The organism is Aurantimonas marianensis, from assembly GCF_024195285.1.
Classification (GTDB): Bacteria; Pseudomonadota; Alphaproteobacteria; order Rhizobiales; family Rhizobiaceae; genus Aurantimonas; species Aurantimonas marianensis.
Window position 1 is genome coordinate 1 of the sequence record NZ_JALHBS010000046.1, and the last position, 15,725, is coordinate 15,725.

General features: G+C 61.6%; 18 protein-coding genes. 6 read left to right on the top strand and 12 right to left on the bottom strand.

From position 1 onward, the window contains the following. From MJ956_RS08275 to MJ956_RS08290, 4 genes are all read right to left on the bottom strand, one after another. On the bottom strand, positions 1-520 hold a 520-nt coding region (locus MJ956_RS08275), incomplete at its 3' end, for a F0F1 ATP synthase subunit delta (protein WP_253964007.1). A 237-nt stretch (positions 521-757) separates the two neighbouring features. Further along, entirely contained in the window at positions 758-1,153 is a 396-nt protein-coding gene (locus MJ956_RS08280) for an AGROH133_08824 family phage infection protein (protein ID WP_253964008.1), read from the bottom strand. 311 nt (positions 1,154-1,464) lie between these two features. Beyond that, entirely contained in the window at positions 1,465-2,034 is a 570-nt protein-coding gene (locus MJ956_RS08285) for a hypothetical protein (RefSeq protein WP_253964009.1), read from the bottom strand. Positions 2,035-2,078: 44 nt separating this feature from the next. Next, positions 2,079-4,271, bottom strand: a complete 2,193-nt coding sequence (locus MJ956_RS08290; protein WP_253964010.1) for a primosomal protein N' — start codon at positions 4,269-4,271, stop codon at positions 2,079-2,081. Between the two features lie 155 nt (positions 4,272-4,426). On the opposite strand from MJ956_RS08290, the gene MJ956_RS08295 reads away from it, so the two are divergent. Next, positions 4,427-4,684: a type II toxin-antitoxin system RelB/DinJ family antitoxin gene (locus MJ956_RS08295; protein ID WP_253964011.1), complete on the top strand. Its 258-nt coding sequence runs from the start codon at positions 4,427-4,429 to the stop codon at positions 4,682-4,684. A gap of 182 nt (positions 4,685-4,866) precedes the next feature. Then, positions 4,867-4,959, top strand: coding sequence for a type II toxin-antitoxin system YafQ family toxin (locus tag MJ956_RS18985; protein ID WP_423724825.1), 93 nt, complete (start codon positions 4,867-4,869; stop codon positions 4,957-4,959). 18 nt (positions 4,960-4,977) lie between these two features. Here MJ956_RS18985 and MJ956_RS08305 read toward each other — a convergent pair whose 3' ends face one another. Together MJ956_RS08305 and MJ956_RS08310 are read right to left on the bottom strand one after the other, a co-directional pair. Beyond that, positions 4,978-5,160: a hypothetical protein gene (locus MJ956_RS08305; RefSeq protein ID WP_341482708.1), complete on the bottom strand. Its 183-nt coding sequence runs from the start codon at positions 5,158-5,160 to the stop codon at positions 4,978-4,980. After that, entirely contained in the window at positions 5,157-6,920 is a 1,764-nt protein-coding gene (locus MJ956_RS08310; protein ID WP_253964012.1) for an ATP-binding protein, read from the bottom strand. Before MJ956_RS08310 ends, MJ956_RS08305 begins: the two co-directional genes overlap by 4 nt. A 292-nt stretch (positions 6,921-7,212) precedes the next feature. Between MJ956_RS08310 and fsa the strand changes: the two genes are divergently transcribed. Then, positions 7,213-7,866: a fructose-6-phosphate aldolase gene (gene fsa, locus MJ956_RS08315; protein WP_253964013.1), complete on the top strand. Its 654-nt coding sequence runs from the start codon at positions 7,213-7,215 to the stop codon at positions 7,864-7,866. Positions 7,867-7,951: 85 nt separating this feature from the next. On the opposite strand, the gene dps is transcribed toward fsa, so the two are convergent. Next, positions 7,952-8,452 (bottom strand): DNA starvation/stationary phase protection protein Dps, encoded by a 501-nt coding sequence (dps, locus tag MJ956_RS08320; protein WP_253964014.1) that lies wholly within the window; start codon positions 8,450-8,452, stop codon positions 7,952-7,954. A gap of 267 nt (positions 8,453-8,719) precedes the next feature. Between dps and MJ956_RS08325 the strand changes: the two genes are divergently transcribed. Continuing rightward, on the top strand, positions 8,720-9,394 hold the full coding sequence (locus tag MJ956_RS08325; protein WP_253964015.1) for an SDR family oxidoreductase: 675 nt from the start codon (positions 8,720-8,722) through the stop codon (positions 9,392-9,394). Positions 9,395-9,443: 49 nt separating this feature from the next. On the opposite strand, the gene MJ956_RS08330 is transcribed toward MJ956_RS08325, so the two are convergent. From MJ956_RS08330 to MJ956_RS08340, 3 genes are all read right to left on the bottom strand, one after another. Continuing rightward, a complete protein-coding gene (locus MJ956_RS08330) occupies positions 9,444-9,902 on the bottom strand; it encodes a DUF302 domain-containing protein (RefSeq protein ID WP_253964016.1) in 459 nt (152 codons plus the stop codon). Positions 9,903-9,982: 80 nt separating this feature from the next. Continuing rightward, positions 9,983-10,606: a peptide-methionine (S)-S-oxide reductase MsrA gene (gene msrA, locus MJ956_RS08335; protein ID WP_423724822.1), complete on the bottom strand. Its 624-nt coding sequence runs from the start codon at positions 10,604-10,606 to the stop codon at positions 9,983-9,985. A gap of 188 nt (positions 10,607-10,794) precedes the next feature. Then, positions 10,795-11,223 carry a GlcG/HbpS family heme-binding protein gene (locus tag MJ956_RS08340; protein ID WP_253964017.1) on the bottom strand — a complete coding sequence of 143 codons (429 nt, stop codon included), beginning with the start codon at positions 11,221-11,223 and terminating at the stop codon, positions 10,795-10,797. A 221-nt stretch (positions 11,224-11,444) separates the two neighbouring features. Here MJ956_RS08340 and MJ956_RS08345 point away from each other — a divergent pair, with 221 nt between their 5' ends. Continuing rightward, positions 11,445-11,969: a DUF7282 domain-containing protein gene (locus MJ956_RS08345; protein ID WP_253964018.1), complete on the top strand. Its 525-nt coding sequence runs from the start codon at positions 11,445-11,447 to the stop codon at positions 11,967-11,969. A gap of 149 nt (positions 11,970-12,118) precedes the next feature. Continuing rightward, positions 12,119-12,247 carry a hypothetical protein gene (locus MJ956_RS18770; RefSeq protein ID WP_256477784.1) on the top strand — a complete coding sequence of 43 codons (129 nt, stop codon included), beginning with the start codon at positions 12,119-12,121 and terminating at the stop codon, positions 12,245-12,247. A gap of 4 nt (positions 12,248-12,251) precedes the next feature. Here the strand turns inward: MJ956_RS18770 and MJ956_RS08350 are convergent, their stop codons facing one another. Next, the gene (locus MJ956_RS08350; protein ID WP_253964019.1) at positions 12,252-12,872 is read right to left on the bottom strand and encodes a hypothetical protein; all 621 of its coding nucleotides are present in this window, start codon (positions 12,870-12,872) and stop codon (positions 12,252-12,254) included. 802 nt (positions 12,873-13,674) lie between these two features. Further along, positions 13,675-14,781, bottom strand: coding sequence for a DGQHR domain-containing protein (locus tag MJ956_RS08355; protein WP_253964020.1), 1,107 nt, complete (start codon positions 14,779-14,781; stop codon positions 13,675-13,677). Between the last annotated feature and the right edge of the window lie 944 nt (positions 14,782-15,725).

Sequence of the window (15,725 nt, forward strand, 5' to 3'; positions counted from 1 at the left end):
TGGTGCGAAGCGAGGTGTCGATCTGGCGCGATCCGATCTTGACGATCAGCCCGCCGAGGATCGTGGAATCGACACTCTCGGTCATGGTTACGGTCTTGCCGGCGTAGGAGCCGAGAGCCTCGGCGAGTTCCTTGCGCTGGGCGGCCGATAATTGGTGGGCGCTGGTCACCTGCGCGGAGACTTCGCCACGATGCTCGGCCGCATACTGGCGAAAGCCGCGGATGATGCCCGGCAATGCGAAGAGGCGGCGATTCGACGCGACGACACGCAGGAAGTTGCCAGTCAGTTCGCTCGGTTTCACTTCGCCAACGATGGCGTCGATTGCCTTCATCTGATCGTCCGAGGAGAAGACCGGACTTTCGACGAGGCGGCGGAAATCGGCGTTGTCGTCGATCAGTTTCTGAAACGCCGCGAGCTCGGATTCGACCGTCTCGATCGCGCCGTCATCGCGGGCAAGATCGAAGAGCGATTGGGCGTAGCGGTCTGCGACCCCCGAAACGGGAGAGGATGATTGTGCCACGGACGACCGTTTCTCTTTCGGGTTTCGTTCAAGGCATTCGATGCGTCTCTGAAGCGAGAACGCCCCAAATCCTTGAAGCCGTTAGATGAATGACGGAAGGCGCGCGACCGGGCCGCGCAAGCCCTTCCGAAGACTGGGTCCGTCTAGCATAGGGTTTTCCCGGCGACAACACGCTTGGGAGACAGCTTTTGCCAAAGCGGCGTCCTATCCGCGCCGATTTGCCGTCGGCGCGGAGCGCTAATTCGCCACCAGGCCGAACACGGGAGCGAGAGCGGCGGCTGCCAGCGCCAGGGCAAGAAAAAACATCAGCCAATTATAGGCTGTAGACCCGCGGTCCGAGAGGATCGAGACCAGCCGGCCGAAACCGGTGAACAGCCAACCCGCGCCGAGCGTCATCTGGACGAAGGGCTGGTTGTAGAGAAGCAGCGTCACGATGCCGACGCCGAGCCAGAAGCCGGCAATGGTCGCGCGCGATTCGGACAAGGCTTCGGGATGGCGCTGGCTGGTTTCGAGCCGCAGCGCCCGCAAGGTGATTCGGGGCGCGAACAAAGCGATAAGGCCGAACAGGACGGTCATGGCCGCTACCGAAAAAGGCAGTATGTCGGCATTGGTCTGGGGCAGCACGAAATCCATCGAAGCTCCATGAAGGGAAAGGTGGCGAGGGCGTGGGCAGGCCGCGCAGGGATGGGAATGAGCGTTCCTATGGGCGCGTGGCCGGTGGCGCAAACCAGGCCTCGGGGCGAAGGGTTCCGCTCGCCGCGAGGCGGCAGGGGGCGAGACTTCGCGGCCCGAAAGGAAACTCTGATCTTAGATCATTTTGCTGCTCTATCGATGTGTTAGCGCGTCTTTTCACCATCGGGACAGGCGCCGCGCTCTGGCGGCGGTGACGGCGGAGATACCCGGGCTGAAAGGCTATCGATCCGTCAGAACGCTGACGCGGCGGGTCAATCCTCGCATTGGCCGCTGATCGAAACTGATTCCTTCTTGTCGCCCCAGAACAGGGTCATCAGGCCTGAATAGCGGGTGGTCCCGTTCTCCTGGCGCGCCTCGGTGAGAACGATGTTGACGTTGATGCGCGGCTCGCCCGCCGAGCGCCACACGGTGACCACGTGGCCATCCTTGTTGGGCGCGGTCTTGCCCTTCTCGAGTTCGCGCACCAGGCCGTTCGCCATCACGTAGCCGCGCTCCGGCCCGGCCGTCGTGCCGGCGCCGCTTTGGGTCATCGTCAGGAAAACGAACGGTTCGAACTCGGTCTTCGCATTCGGCTCGATGGTCCTGTCGGGATCGACGAAAGCACAACGTGTCGGGATGGGGGACCAGTCGAGCAGACCCAATTCGCGGTCGGTCGGCGTGTCGGCGGTGGCAACAGCCGCCGGCGCCTGACCCGGCGTCGTGGAGGCGAAGGGCGAGATCGGAAGCGACGGTTCGCTGGCCTTGTCCTGAGCCATGACCGAAAAACTCGCGAGCACACTCATGGCCGATACAGCCAGGACATACTTCAAGATCGCTTGCATCGACCGTCTCCCCCGCCCATCACATCCCTTCGCCAGAGCATGTCTCACAGAAAGCTTTGCGGGTCCACGTCGATCTGCACCTGAACCGAGCCGCGCGGGCGCGGGGCCGCGGCGACCATGGCGCGCAGGAACGCCTGGATCGGCGAGCGGCGTGTTGCGTGAACGAGCAGCCGGAACCGGTGCCGGCCCCGCAGCACCGCCACCGGCGCCTCGGCTGGGCCGAGACCCTCGATGTCGCCGTCCTCGGCCGCCGCCCGTCTGAGCGCGCGGGCATGTTCCTCGGCTTCCTTGCGGGTATTCGCCGAGACGATGACGCTGGCAAGCCGGCCGAACGGCGGCAGGCCGCTGCGCTCCCGCTCGGCGATCTCGCGCTCGTAGAAGCGGGTGGCATCGCCGGACGCGATCGCCTGCATCACCGGGTGCTCCGGCTGGAAGGTCTGGATCAGGCCGCGGCTCGAACGCCCGCCGCTGCGGCCAGCCCGGCCGGTCACCTGATGCAGAAGCTGGAAGGTCCGCTCGGCGGCGCGCGGGTCGCCATTGGCGAGGCCGAGATCGGCGTCGATCGCGCCGACCAGCGTCATCATTGGAAAGTGGTGCCCCTTGGCGACGAGCTGCGTGCCGATGACGATGTCGGCCTCCCCGTCGGCGATCGCGTCGAGCTCGCGCCTCAGCCGCCTGGCGCCGCCTGGAAGGTCCGACGAGAGCAGGATCGTCCGCGCCTCGGGAAAATCCGTCAGCATCTCCTCGGCGATGCGTTCCACGCCCGGACCGCAGGCGACGAGGTGGTCGAGCGTGCCGCATTCCGGGCAGGCCTCGGGCCGGGGCACGGCGAAGCCGCAATGGTGGCACTGGAGCTGGCCGCGCAGCCGGTGGTCGACCAGCCAGGTCGAGCAGTCCGGGCACTGGAAGCGGTGGCCGCAGACCCGGCAGAGCGTCAGCGGCGCATAGCCCCGCCGGTTGAGGAACAACAGCGCCTGTTCGCCGCGCTGGATGGTCTCGGCGATGGCCTTGCCGAGCACCGGCGACACAAACCGCCCGCGCGGTGGCGGCGCGGCGCGCATGTCGATCAGCGACAGGTCCGGCATCGCCGCCTCGGCGAAGCGGCCGGCGAGCCGCACATGGCCGTAGCGCCCGGCCGCCGCGTTGACCCGCGTTTCCACCGACGGCGTCGCCGAGGCGAGGATCACCGGGAATTTCCCGATCGAGCCGCGCACCACCGCCATGTCGCGGGCATGATAGAAAGTGCGCTCCTCCTGCTTGTAGGCCGGGTCGTGCTCCTCGTCGACGACGATCAGGCCGAGATTTTGGAACGGCAGGAACAGCGCCGAGCGCGCCCCGGCCACCACCTTCACCCTTCCTTCCGCCACCTGCCGCCAGATCTTTTCGCGCTGGCGCGGCGCGACGTCGGAGTGCCATTCGGCCGGCGGCGCGCCGAAGCGGGCGTGAAACCGGTCGATGAAGCTCTGGGTCAGCGCGATCTCCGGCAACAGGATCAGCACCTGCCGGCCCGCGTCGAGGGCGCGCGCCACCGCCTCGAAATAGACCTCCGTCTTGCCCGAGCCGGTGACGCCCTCGAGCAGCGTCGTGGAAAAACCGCCCTTCGCCACCGTCTCGGAAAGCGCGTCGGCGCCCGCGCGCTGGTCCGCGTTGAGTTCGGCCCGGCCATAGCCCTTGTCTGGCGCGGCCACCGCCGGCGGCGGCGGCAAGCGGACACCGCGAAAACTGCCCTGCCTGATCAGCCCGTCGACCACCGACGGCGTCACCCCGGCGGCGTGGGCGAGGCCCGAGCGCGACCAGGCCGGCGCCTCGCTGGCGGCCGCAAGCACCCGCTCGCGCGCCCCGGTCATGCGGTCGGGGAGGGCGCCCGTCGCCTCGATCCCCTCGATCCAGGCTTCCGGGTCGAACGCCGCCGGCGCCCTGAGCGCCATGCGCACCACCAGCCCGGGCGGCGACAGCGTGTAGTCGGCGACCCAGTCGACGAAGCGGCGCATGGTGGCGTCGAGCGGCGGGCAGTCGAAGACGCGGGTGATCGGACGGAGCTTCCTGGCGTCGACCCGGTCGGTGGCCCCGTCCCAGACGACGCCCGCCACCTGCCGGGGGCCGAGCGGCACCTGCACGATCGACCCCGGCGCGACCTCCATCCCGTCAGGCACGGCATAGGAATAGGGCCGCTCGGCCGGAAGCGGCACGAGGACCGGCACGACACGCGTTTCGAAGAGCTGGCCGGTCTGGGACAAAAGATGCTCCGGGGGAGGGCGGATCGCACCGGCGAAGCGAATCGCCGAGGTTTGAGTGAGTTTACGGGAATCGGATGGGCGGCGCGAAAGCAGCGGCGCTTGCGATAGCGGTGAAGCGTAGCTACATTGTGGTCGTTCGCGGGGAGAATTGTCAGATGGCGACCGATAGTGTTGTTCGAGCCCGAATTGATGCGGCGACGAAGGCCGAGGCAACGGAAGCCTTGGCCGCGATGGGCCTGTCCGTCTCCGACGCGATCCGCCTGCTTTTGGTGCGCGTGGCCGCCGACAAGGCGTTTCCCTTCGAGGTGAAGGTGCCCAACGCGACCACGCGCAAGGCCATGACCGAGCTGGAACAGGGCGAGGGCAAGCGTTTCGCCTCCGCTGACGAACTGTTCGAGGACCTTGGCGTCTGATGTGCTGACCCCGGTCCGCTCAAGCCAGTTCCGCCGCGACGTCAAGCAGGCGGGCAAACGCGGCAAGGACCTTTCCAAGCTGCGACAGGTGCTGAGCCTTTTGCTTGCCGAACAAGCAACTGCCCGCCCGCTAACGCGATCATCCGCTCAGGGGCGAATGGCAAAGCTACCGGGATGCGCACATCGAGCCCGATTGGCTGCTGATCTACCGGATTGTCGGCGACGAACTCCAACTGGCCCGCACAGGCACGCACGCCGATCTCTTCAAGGAATAGAAGAGGCGGGAGCGGAACTCAGCCGAAAGCCGCGATCACCGTGTCGATCGGCAAGAAAAGCGTGCGGCTCTCCGCCGGATATTCGATGAACTCCGCGCAGGCCAGATAGAAGCGCTTGGCGTGGTTGTCCTTGGCCCGCACCAGCACCGCGCTATTTTCCGTAAGTCTTGTGCGGTCATCCGACGATCGATCGGATGTCATGACTCCCGTAAAGTTTTGATCAGCCAGTCCAGTTGCGTACGAGCCGATGAAATGATGCCAGCATAGGAATGTATTGTGATTGAAGGCGCCATGTGGTTGGCGTCAAGGGTCCGCACCCTGCCTCTGCCCAGCATCATGATGTCCAGTCTCTGAGTTGAGGGCAAGCGTGGCGAAAGGTCGTCTCGGTACTTTTCAGCCTGGGCGATATCGTCGCGCGTTATGTCGTGAGAGGGGCGTTTGAACTCGATAAGCAGGTAGGCCTCTCCGTAATCCTGCGCCAGCAGCAAATCCGGACGCTTGCTTGCGCGACTGCCTTTAAACGAAGTGCCGCAGTAGGTTTCGATTATATTTCGGAGCGTTGCGTTCGATCCCATAGTGGAATATTGGCGACCGAGCACCCAAAGGTTCGTTTCTAATGCCTTGTGCGCCAGTTTTTCCTGAGTAGCGGGATTCTCAACAAGCTGATCGAGGTAATCAAGAAACTGACGTCGGCGCGTAGCCTGCACGCCGATGGTTGCGAGCTCCAGTAGCCCGAACTGTTCGAGCGATTCAGCGAAAGAGCCAACGTCGCCTTGACTTGAGGCGTTGATCCGCTCGAGTACAGCCCAATAGGCATCGTGTTCCATCGCGTCTAAAGCTACATCGGCAATGGTTGCAATTCGCTCTTGGCTTTCGCCATAGAAACGTTTGAGGATATTGTTAAGTGCTTCCTCAGCGTATCGACGTCTAAATTCAGGTAGTTTTTGAAGCCGCCGATTGATCTGCTTTTGCAGGCGTGCCTTTTGCAAATGCAGGTCCCTGGCATGCGTTTCCTGTAGACTCGCCTTGACCTGTCCTTTGATGTACGTCTGTGCTTCTTGATACGCCTTACTATTCTCTAGGATGCCACCCCAATCGGCAGTTACGAAGTCCTCGACACCGGTGAGTTCGACCTCCCCGAACACCCGTCGCGCCAGCTTTGTGGGAATTTCTTCATCCTCATCGAGCCCGAAGAGAATGGGCCTCCCGACGGCTTTGCCGTTCACTTTCAGAATAATTCCAGGTGATCGTGGAGAACGTTTGCCTTCGGCAATAGTGAAACTAAGATCTATGTCGCCGACGTTGGGCAACACGCTCTTCGCGTGAGTTGTGGAGCCCGGAAGATCTTGGATCGACAGCGCAAGTCCGTTCACGAAGACCTTAAAGCTATCCTCGCGTCCGTATTCATAGATAAGAATTTCACGGAGGCGATCAGAGGTTGGGAAGTTGAGTCGGCTGTCTAGATATGACAACTTTATCGTCGTTCCGGTCACGGCGTCGTGGACAGCTTGCTCGTTGAACGGCAGAGGCACCGCTTCCAGATCGCCTTGGTTTTCGATTAAATCCCCCTTATCGATGAGGAGAGTGCGGCGATAGCCACGGGCAACTGTGGAAATCTCCATCCGGTTCGCGAGCGTCAGTCCGGCAAACTTTCCAATGCCCTTGCGCCCCTTAATCTTACGATTGAACCTCGTCGTGCGTTCACCTGTTCGCGAGCGCTTATCGCTGGCGATATTGAGGTATTCGCCCCGCATTTCGGGCGTCGTCATTCCCACCCCGTCATCTCGCACGACGATTGCGTCCGGGGTGAGCGGATCAGGCAGTGTGATCCAAACGTTCTCGGCGTCGGCATCCCAAGCGTTATCGACCAACTCCTTAAGTGCAGCTTCGCTGGATCGATAGGTTTCACCCAGAATTCGCGTCAGCCGGGTATCGACCGAGAAATGAGCGTTCTTACTCAATATGCCCTCGCAGGCGCTAGAATTTGATTTTAACTAATAAGGCAGAGTTAATTAGCGAATTTATCGCGCATCGGCTATAGTAAAACACATTTTTTCACCACTGCTTCGTGGTTTGGTGGATTACATCAGTGAGGCGTTCCCCGACCGGCCACGTCAGTGGGCATTACGAATTCGGCTAAACAGGCAAGTTTTCGATATGGTGAACACCGCAATTCCAGCGTCCATATAGCGCCCGCCCGTAAATTCCTGCTAAAGACGCGGCAGATCGCGAACCGAACTGAATGAGGGCGCCATGAAATTCTTCGTCGACACCGCCGACATCACCGAGATTAAGGAACTGCAGGCGACCGGGCTACTCGACGGGGTGACCACCAACCCCTCGCTGATCATGAAGGCGAACCGGCCGATGAAGGAGGTGGTCGCCGAGATCTGCGCCGTCGTCGACGGCCCGGTCTCGGCCGAAGTCACCGCCACCGAGACCGACGCCATGATCCGCGAGGGTAAGATCCTCGCTGAAATCGCCGACAATGTCTGCATCAAGGTGCCGCTGACGCTGGATGGCCTGAAGGCCTGCAAGGCGCTGACCGGCGAGGGTTTTCTGGTCAATGTGACGCTGTGCTTCTCGGCGGTGCAGGCGCTGCTCGCCGCCAAGGCCGGGGCGACCTTCATCTCGCCCTTCATCGGCCGGCTCGACGACATCAATCTCGACGGCATGGCGCTGATCGCCGACATCCGCCGGATCTACGACAATTACGGCTTCGACACCGAGATCCTGGCGGCTTCGGTGCGCACCATGAACCATGTGCGCGAGGCGGCGCTGATCGGCGCGGACGTTGCCACCGTGCCGCCGGCGACGCTGAAAGGCCTCGTCAAGCATCCGCTCACCGACAAGGGCCTCGACGCCTTCCTCGCCGACTGGAAGAAGACCGGCCAGACGATCGCGTAAGAGACGCTCGACACCCTATGGCGCAACGAAAAAGGCGACCCTCCGGGCCGCCTTTTTTCTTGTCCGGCGCGCGCCAGCGGACGCCTCACCCCTGAAAATGGCTTTCCAGGAAATACAGCGACTTGTCGAGTCCGCGGCCGACCTCGGTCAACAGATCCTCGGTCAGCGCGTCGCCGGCCTCGGACGCCTCCTCGATGCCCTTCTGCACTTCGTCGCTCCAATGGGCGTAGGAGTCGGCAAGCCGCTTCAGATGGTCCTCGGACTTCACCAGATCGAGCGGGTAGGGGGCGAGCACGGAATTTTCCGTCGCCGCCTGCACCGTACCGTGCGCCTGTCCGCCGAGGCCGGTCAGCCGTTCGGCGATGTCGTCGACATAGGCCTCCGTCACCTCGTGCAACTCGTCGAACAGCTTGTGCACGGCGATGAAGTTCATGCCCTTGACGTTCCAGTGGGCCTGCTTGGTCTGGTAGGTCAGATCCACCGCCGTGCCGAGATGCTTCTGCAACAGCTGCACCATCGAACCGCGGATGTTTTCCGACAGCGGGTTCTTGCTCGTGTGCAGCCTGGTCTTGTCCTTCTTGGCCATGATCGTCTCCTTCAAGAGCTGTAGGTGGTTATGCGAATATCCGGGCCGCAGAACCGCGCCCGGACACCGAAAACCCGTCGCCTGCATAATCGCGCCGGACGCCAACGGTTCCATCCGAAACGAGTTTTCCACGGGCGATCATGGACGCGATGGCGGTACGGCAAGTGGGGGCGGGGCTTTCCTTGACGAGGCGTCGATCCACATGGCGCTGCCAGTGCCACGGCGTCCGGTGAAGGCGTTCGCCCGATTTCGCTGAAGGAGACCACAATGAAGACGATGCTCATCACCGGCGCCTCGACCGGCATCGGCGCGGCCACCGCTCGTCGCGCCGTTGAGGCTGGCTACCGTGTGGCGCTCACCGCCCGCTCCAAGGCCAAACTCGACGGGCTGGTCGCCGAACTCGGCGAGGGCAACGCGATGGCGCTGGCCTGCGACGTTCAGGATTTTTCCGCCCAACAGGCGATGGTGGCCGCCGTGCTTGAGCGCTTCGGCTCGCTCGATGCCGTCTTCGCCAATGCGGGGCTCGGCGCCAAGGGCACCGGCACTGCTGGCGGCGACGTGGACAATTGGCGAGAGATGGTGCTGACCAACGTTCTCGGCCTGATGTTCACGGTGAAGGCGACCCACGACGCCGTGGTCGCGGCCAGGGGGCATTATCTGCTGACGGGCTCGGTGGCCGGCCGCAAGGTGCTGCCCGGGTCGGTCTATGGCGCGACCAAATGGGCGGTCACCGGCTACGGCTACAATCTGCGCGAGGAAATGCGCGAGAAGGGCGTCAAGGTGACGCTGATCGAGCCCGGCATGGTCGACACGCCCTTATTCGACGAGCCCAAGCCGAATGCCCTGACCCCGGACGATATCGCCGGGGCCGTGCTCTATGCGCTCTCGCAGCCGGCCAACGTCATGGCCGGCGAGATCTGGATCGAGCCGCTTAACCGCTGATTTGGCTGCCGCTGATCCGGCCGCGTAGCCGCGCGGCCGGCGGGCGGTGCTATTCGGCGATTGCCGCGTCCGAGAGCTTGTCGAGCGCCTTTTCCATCGCCTCGACCGGCTCGGCATCGTCGTCGATGTCGTAGCGCTCGGCGAGTTCCTCTGGCTCAAGATAGCCGACCATGGTCTGGCCGTCCTCGTCCCAGACCAGCATCTTCTGCGGCAGGTCCAGCGCGATCCGGCGGTTTTCCTGCATCAGCGGCGTGCCAAGCTTCGGGTTGCCGAAGATCACCACCGTCGTCGGCGGCAGCTCCAGCCCGGCGGATTTCGCGTTGGCCTGATGGTCGAGGGTGGCGACCACCTTGGCGCCGGCCTGTTCGATCGCCGTAGTCAGCGCCGCGACGGTATCGGCGACCGAGTGAGGTGATTCCTTGGTCACCCAGTCGTCATCGGCCTGAGCCATGGTCGGGGCGAGAAAGAGGGCGGCGCCGATGAGCGGCGCCAGGGGCTTGAAAATCATGATCGTCTCCCGTGCGAAGTCTGGAGTCCAACTGCCGGCGGCGCGGCGGGTTCCCTTCGCGGAGCCGTCCCTGCCGCGCCTCAGCTCATCGCGTCCTTGATGCCCTCGAACGCCTTGTCGCCCCAGACCCGCCTAACCGTGGCGTCGCGGCCGCAGGAGAAGCGATAGTATTTATATTTCAGCGGATTCTTCTGGTAGTAATCCTGGTGGTAGCCTTCCGCCGGCCAGAAGGTCGGGGCGGTGTTGATCGGCGTCACCACCGTGCCGAGGTCCTTCGTCACCGCCGCCTTGGAAGCCTTGGCCTTTTCGATCTGCTCGGAATCCGTGGCGAAGATCGCGGTGGTATAGGAATGGCCGCGATCGCAGAACTGGCCGCCGGCGTCGGTCGGATCGACCGAGTGCCAGAACACGGTGAGCAGTTCGTCGTAGGAGACCTTGGCGGGATCGTAGGTGATCTTCACCGCCTCGACGTGGCCGGGATGGTTCTCATAGGTCGGGTTCTGGTTGGTGCCGCCGATATAGCCCGACGTGGTCTCGACGACGCCGTCGACATGGTCGAAGTCGCTCTCGACGCACCAGAAGCAGCCGCCGGCGAAGATCGCCGTCGCGGTCGTCTGGGCGGCGACCGGGCCAGGGGCGCCTGTCAGGGTCATCAGCGCGGCGGCGGCGAGCCCCGCCAGGGTCAGTGAAGTCTTGCCTCGCATCGTCATCTCCTCAGTCTTTTGCCGAATAGGCGGCGTCGCGCCATCAAGACCAGCGACACGCGCCCGATCAACACAAGCTTCGGTGAAGCGGGCGAGAAGGTTTCACTTCCCGACCTCGCCCCCCCCCTGCGGGGGCCGGTTGTCTGCCCGCCCTTAAGCTTCGGTTTCGGCTCGCTGGCGGACCCCGGTCAGCCGCCGTCGGCCTGGAACCCGGCGGCCTCGATACCGGCGATCGCGGCGATCTCGTCATTGTCGGAGGTGTCGCCGGTGATGCCGACGGCGCCGAGGATCGCGCCGCTCTCGCCCTTGACCAGCACGCCGCCGGGCACCGGCACCAGGGAGCCCTTGGCCAGCGCGTTCATCGCCTGGACGAAAAAGGGCTGCTCCTCGGCCCGCTTGAAGATCGCCCGCGAGCCGATGCCGAGCGCGATGGCGCCGTTGGCCTTGCCGATGGCGATGTCGGGCCGCATCCGCGACGAGCCGTCGGAGCGCTCCAGCGCGACCAGCGCGCCGCCGGCATCGAGCACGGCGACGGTCAGCGGCTTGCAGCCATTGGCGGCGCCGGTCTTGAGCGCCTCGGCGATGATGATGCGGGCCTTGTCGAGGGTGATGGTCATGGTCGTCCTTGCCGTTGGTTGCGATCGGCACCGCCTTTAACCGATCCGCCCGGCGGGACAAAGCCGCGGCCGGCACATGCCGCCGCAGCCGGACCTTCCCTCACATCCACTTGATCGATGGGTCTGGACGCAACTTCCCGCCGAACGGCCCGTTGTTGGTCCAATCGCGGCATCGCTTCGGCGGTGAATCGCGATCCACCCCCGAATTTGGAGAATACCCCATGAACAAGCTTCTGATGACGACCGCCGCCACGCTTCTCGCTCTAGGCTCCACCGCTGTCGCCGAGAACATGATCGACACGGCCGGCGTGACGGTCGAAGGCAAGACCGCGACCTTCGCCAAGGTCTCGTCCGCCAATGGCGGCTATCTGGTCCTGCACGAGGTCAAGGACGGCGCGCCGGTGGTTCCGGGCTCGATCGGCCATGTGGCCATCCCGGCCGGCGAGAGCACCGACGTTTCGGTCGAGGCCGACATGGATCTGGCCGCCGACACCGAATACATGGTCATGCTGCATGACGAGACCAACGGCAACGACACCTATGATTTCGGCGAGGGCTCGACCGACGTCGACACGCCGACCATGGCCGACGGCAAGCCCGTCGTGATGCCGTTCACCGCGACCATGGCGTCGATGGACAGCTCGGCCGGCGCCGGCGCGATGATGGATGCCGGCGGCATGAAGGCCGACGGCGCGATGGACTCCAACATGTCCGGCGATGCGGCTACCGGCCAGACCCCGAACTAAGGCGTCGTTTCCACATCTGTGCCAACAGGCCGTCCCGCCACGCGGGGCGGCTTTTTTCATGGCCGCGGCGCGGGAAAGACGCTTCGCCACGCAATCGCCGGGTTGGCGCTAGAGTGTGGTCCCGCACTCATCCCATGAAGGCCCGCCCGATGAAATTCCTCCCCGCCGTACTCGTTCTCGCCGTGACCCTGGGCGCCTGCGCCCAGACCCCCGACGGCGTCAAGAGCGCCAGCTGGAGCCGCCAGGCCGAGATGATGGACGGCGCGGTGCCGCGCTGAGAGCCTAGTCGAGCGTGACGATGCGCGGCTCCGGCATGGGCGGGCGTGGCGGCGGCGCAATGCCGTCCGGCTCGGTTGACGCGTCCGGCCCGCCCGGCTCGGGCGGCGCGGCCTCGGCTTCGGAAGGCGCCTGATCGTCCAGCGCGGCTTGCGCGGCGCGCAGCAAGGCCGCCTCCTGACGGCTGATATGGGCATCACGGAAGCGACGCGGGTCCTGCAGCCGCGCCACCGCGAAATGCAGCGAAATCCGCGCCGCCTGGGGCAGGGCGGCGAAACAGGGCGGGTCGTCGCGCCGCGCCGCGTCGCCGGGACGCGCGCCGTGCCGGCAGGTGAAGCCGCGGCGGCATTCGGACCGGGGGCAGGCATGGGTGATGCGCTGGGCGATGCCGGCGAGGATGCGGGTGTCGCTGGGCGTCCCGCTGTCGCCGCCCGGGCACTCGGCCGGGTCCGCCGCGATCGCCTGCCAGACGCTGCGCAGATTCTGGCGGCGCGGTCCCTGCCGCCAGCCGGCCCGGATCAGGGCGCGGCGGACGACATCTATATGCGTGCCCACCATCGCCCGGCTGGCGGCGATCTCTTCCCGCGTCGGCGGTTCGTCGGTCGGCGGGGCGGGGGTTTTCGGCATCGTGTTCCTCCGGACGTGCGAAAGCATTCCCGCGCCGCAAAGCGGCCGGGTGATGAGCATTTTTGTCCCACCCTTAAGCTCCTCGCGAAGCTCGTCGCTGGTGGGCCCCTGTGGTCCCCGCCAGTGGCTTGCCACTTACGGGCGGGGCAAAGTCTCCGTCCCCTCCTTCAGCGTCGCCTCGCGGCGGGCTCGGGAACGCGGTCCCCGCCAGCGACGAGCTCCGCGAGGAGCTTACGGGCGGGGCAGATAGCCGTCTCGTCTCGGACGAGACGAGCGGCGGGACGCCGGAGGCGAACCCTCCGACTGTTTTACGTCATACGGTCCGCCTCCGGCATCCCGCGCGGCGTTCATGCGACCCTTCGACACGCTAACCCCGCCTTTTCATGGGTTCGCGTGCGCTGCCGGCTCTTCACGCCCTTGGCGGGGCGTTCAAGCGGACCGATCCGCAGACCCCTCATTAGTGGGGACGGTCCGGCGGAGCAAAGGGCCGTCCGGGCCGGGCCTTCTCCGGAAGAAGCCCCGTCGCGGACACCGCACCGCCGGCCCCCAAACGATCCCGGTGATCATTCGCGCCCGTTCCGCGGGCCGGCGGTCAGGGGATTGTGCGGGAGGTCAAAAGGGTGGGGAGAAAAATTTTGGGGAGGGGGAGGTGCTGGGGAGTATGACGTGCAGCGCGTTTCGGGCGGAGAAGATGTTCGCAGATTCGGCCCAGCGGGTCATCCTCGGGCTGTCACAAGGATTCTGTCCTCAGGCGGAAGGCGCGTTGAAGTAGAGCGACTAATCAATTAATCCGTATTTAAGTCTAAGAATCATCGGATATTTCCTTCATAAGGTCCTTGAGAGAAACCGACTCCTCGTCCGCAAATTCAGAGACTACTAAATCCCTTATGCGAACCGCGCCAGATCGACCGCTTAACCCGGTAAAATCCCCGCGATTGCTCCAGTCCCATGTTTTCCCGGAACGCAATATTCGGACAAAATCATCAACTTTATATTGACCTTTACGGAGGGCGCGATCAATAACTTCTGCGCCAAGAAAACATATGCCCCACAAACCCGCGCCGCGAAGCATGACGTACTTTTTTGGTTCTTTCCAGGCTAGCGGCTCTATGCGTTTCAATGCAGAAAAGTAGTTTTTTACAATCTTTGCCTGTGCATTTATGTCTTCAATCGCCGAAAGTCGGGTCGGTTGCGAAAACATATACTGCACGCCCGATTTCAGCGTATTTAATTGGATAAATTTTGTAATATCCTTTTTCCCACCATAATACACCAAATCAAAAAATGGGCTGTCTTCATCTTTTGATAGGCGATTAGCCAGATATAGCGCAGGGTCACGATTTGCAAGTTGCATATCGTCCGTAAGACGCATCTTTATGTTCGCCAAATGGCTCGTATTCATTCTTCTTTGATTGTTATTTATATCTCTAAATATCTTTATTTCTTCTTCTTGCGTCAAGTCGACCGCAAGAGAGAATGATACTACTTTCTCGATGGCGGGGTAGCCATCAAAGCTTCCATCAGCATAGTGAAGTCTATGATTGCCATCGACTCGCGAGATCCATATACCTGTCTGAGAAGTGAGATCTGTGTTAATTTCGAGGTATCCAAGATTTTCGTTCTTAGCTGGAGCAAACGACCACACAGAGTTATCCCGTGCACTTAGAAATATTTCCGGCCAGTACGCCTTCTCTTCTTGCCTAACGTAAAAATAGGCTTCTCTAGCATGCTTGGGACTGAGATCCCGCTGGGTACCAGTGGGGTTCTTCTTTGCATCATATATATCTGCCCTCGAAATCATCGAGAGATCACAGAGGCGCGCAAAGCCCCGAAATACATCAACGCCTAGTACCTGTTCGCGAATCGATAAAATTCGCAGAATATTTGATTTTTTAACGTATGTAGCCATCTTAATTTAGTTCTCGATCCGTGCGCCAAACGACAAGTCGTTCAGATGAGAGTCCCATTGGTCTTTTTGATGCGACTGCAAAAAGTTCAATTTGTAAAGTATCGCATATTTTGCAATGTCCACGATATTTCCCCAAAGAGGGTCAATTTGACTCCGAATCGATTTCGAATTTCCATGAACAATGTTGCTTCGCTCTTTATATAGTAATTTCATAGTATTAAAAACCTCCTTCCTTTTTTCTTGACTGGTATCCGATATCAATGAGTTATATAATGAAAACCGGAACGAGATTTCAGAATCGAAGCTGTAAAGAGACTCGAGACATATAGACATGTCTATTACGCGGCTAAAATATTCCTCTCGCGAGTTAGAAAGAATAAATCTTTTAAGAGTGATATAAAAAGATTTATCTGTCTTCAATGAATTAAAGCACGCAAAAAACAACTTCTCAATCTGATCGGGACTAGTACCGTTCTTGATCTTAAATTCCATCGACGATAGAGATCTAAGATCTTCGAGATGAGTGGAATCCAACGATGACACGCGTAATTTTCGACGTTTTTCGATATGATATATGTCATCGAACGCCATCACGCCAGATGCGGAAAAATAGTTAAGAGCAAAACATAAACTTAGATGGATTTCTTTTATAAGTGCCTCGTCGTATAAGCGGCTTTCCTTGTTCAATACCGAACATTTGTTGGTCGCGGATAGAAATATTCCTCGCGACTCATTGTAAGCCGAAAGAACATGATAAACCTCAGCGCTAATAGCTTGAATCTTTATCAAGTCGGCAATCACGATTGGAATTCGTGGAATGAGTGTGCATTTCCTATTTGATATTACGGCTATTGCTGAATTCACGAAATCACCGGCTTCGATTGAGCGTCATTCAAAATAGGTCAAACGTTCGCTTTTTGACGGTCTACTTGTCAATCGAGACG

What these genes read in the sequence shown, in the direction of transcription:
- MJ956_RS08280 (WP_253964008.1), bottom strand. Translation starts at nt 1,153, where the DNA reads ATGGATTTCGTGCTGCCCCAGACCAATGCCGACATACTGCCTTTTTCG.
- MJ956_RS08285 (WP_253964009.1), bottom strand. Translation starts at nt 2,034, where the DNA reads ATGCAAGCGATCTTGAAGTATGTCCTGGCTGTATCGGCCATGAGTGTG.
- MJ956_RS08295 (WP_253964011.1), top strand. Translation starts at nt 4,427, where the DNA reads ATGGCGACCGATAGTGTTGTTCGAGCCCGAATTGATGCGGCGACGAAG.
- MJ956_RS08305 (WP_341482708.1), bottom strand. Translation starts at nt 5,160, where the DNA reads ATGACATCCGATCGATCGTCGGATGACCGCACAAGACTTACGGAAAAT.
- fsa (WP_253964013.1), top strand. Translation starts at nt 7,213, where the DNA reads ATGAAATTCTTCGTCGACACCGCCGACATCACCGAGATTAAGGAACTG.
- dps (WP_253964014.1), bottom strand. Translation starts at nt 8,452, where the DNA reads ATGGCCAAGAAGGACAAGACCAGGCTGCACACGAGCAAGAACCCGCTG.
- MJ956_RS08325 (WP_253964015.1), top strand. Translation starts at nt 8,720, where the DNA reads ATGAAGACGATGCTCATCACCGGCGCCTCGACCGGCATCGGCGCGGCC.
- MJ956_RS08330 (WP_253964016.1), bottom strand. Translation starts at nt 9,902, where the DNA reads ATGATTTTCAAGCCCCTGGCGCCGCTCATCGGCGCCGCCCTCTTTCTC.
- msrA (WP_423724822.1), bottom strand. Translation starts at nt 10,606, where the DNA reads ATGCGAGGCAAGACTTCACTGACCCTGGCGGGGCTCGCCGCCGCCGCG.
- MJ956_RS08340 (WP_253964017.1), bottom strand. Translation starts at nt 11,223, where the DNA reads ATGACCATCACCCTCGACAAGGCCCGCATCATCATCGCCGAGGCGCTC.
- MJ956_RS08345 (WP_253964018.1), top strand. Translation starts at nt 11,445, where the DNA reads ATGAACAAGCTTCTGATGACGACCGCCGCCACGCTTCTCGCTCTAGGC.
- MJ956_RS18770 (WP_256477784.1), top strand. Translation starts at nt 12,119, where the DNA reads ATGAAATTCCTCCCCGCCGTACTCGTTCTCGCCGTGACCCTGGGCGCC.
- MJ956_RS08350 (WP_253964019.1), bottom strand. Translation starts at nt 12,872, where the DNA reads ATGCCGAAAACCCCCGCCCCGCCGACCGACGAACCGCCGACGCGGGAA.
- MJ956_RS08355 (WP_253964020.1), bottom strand. Translation starts at nt 14,781, where the DNA reads ATGGCTACATACGTTAAAAAATCAAATATTCTGCGAATTTTATCGATT.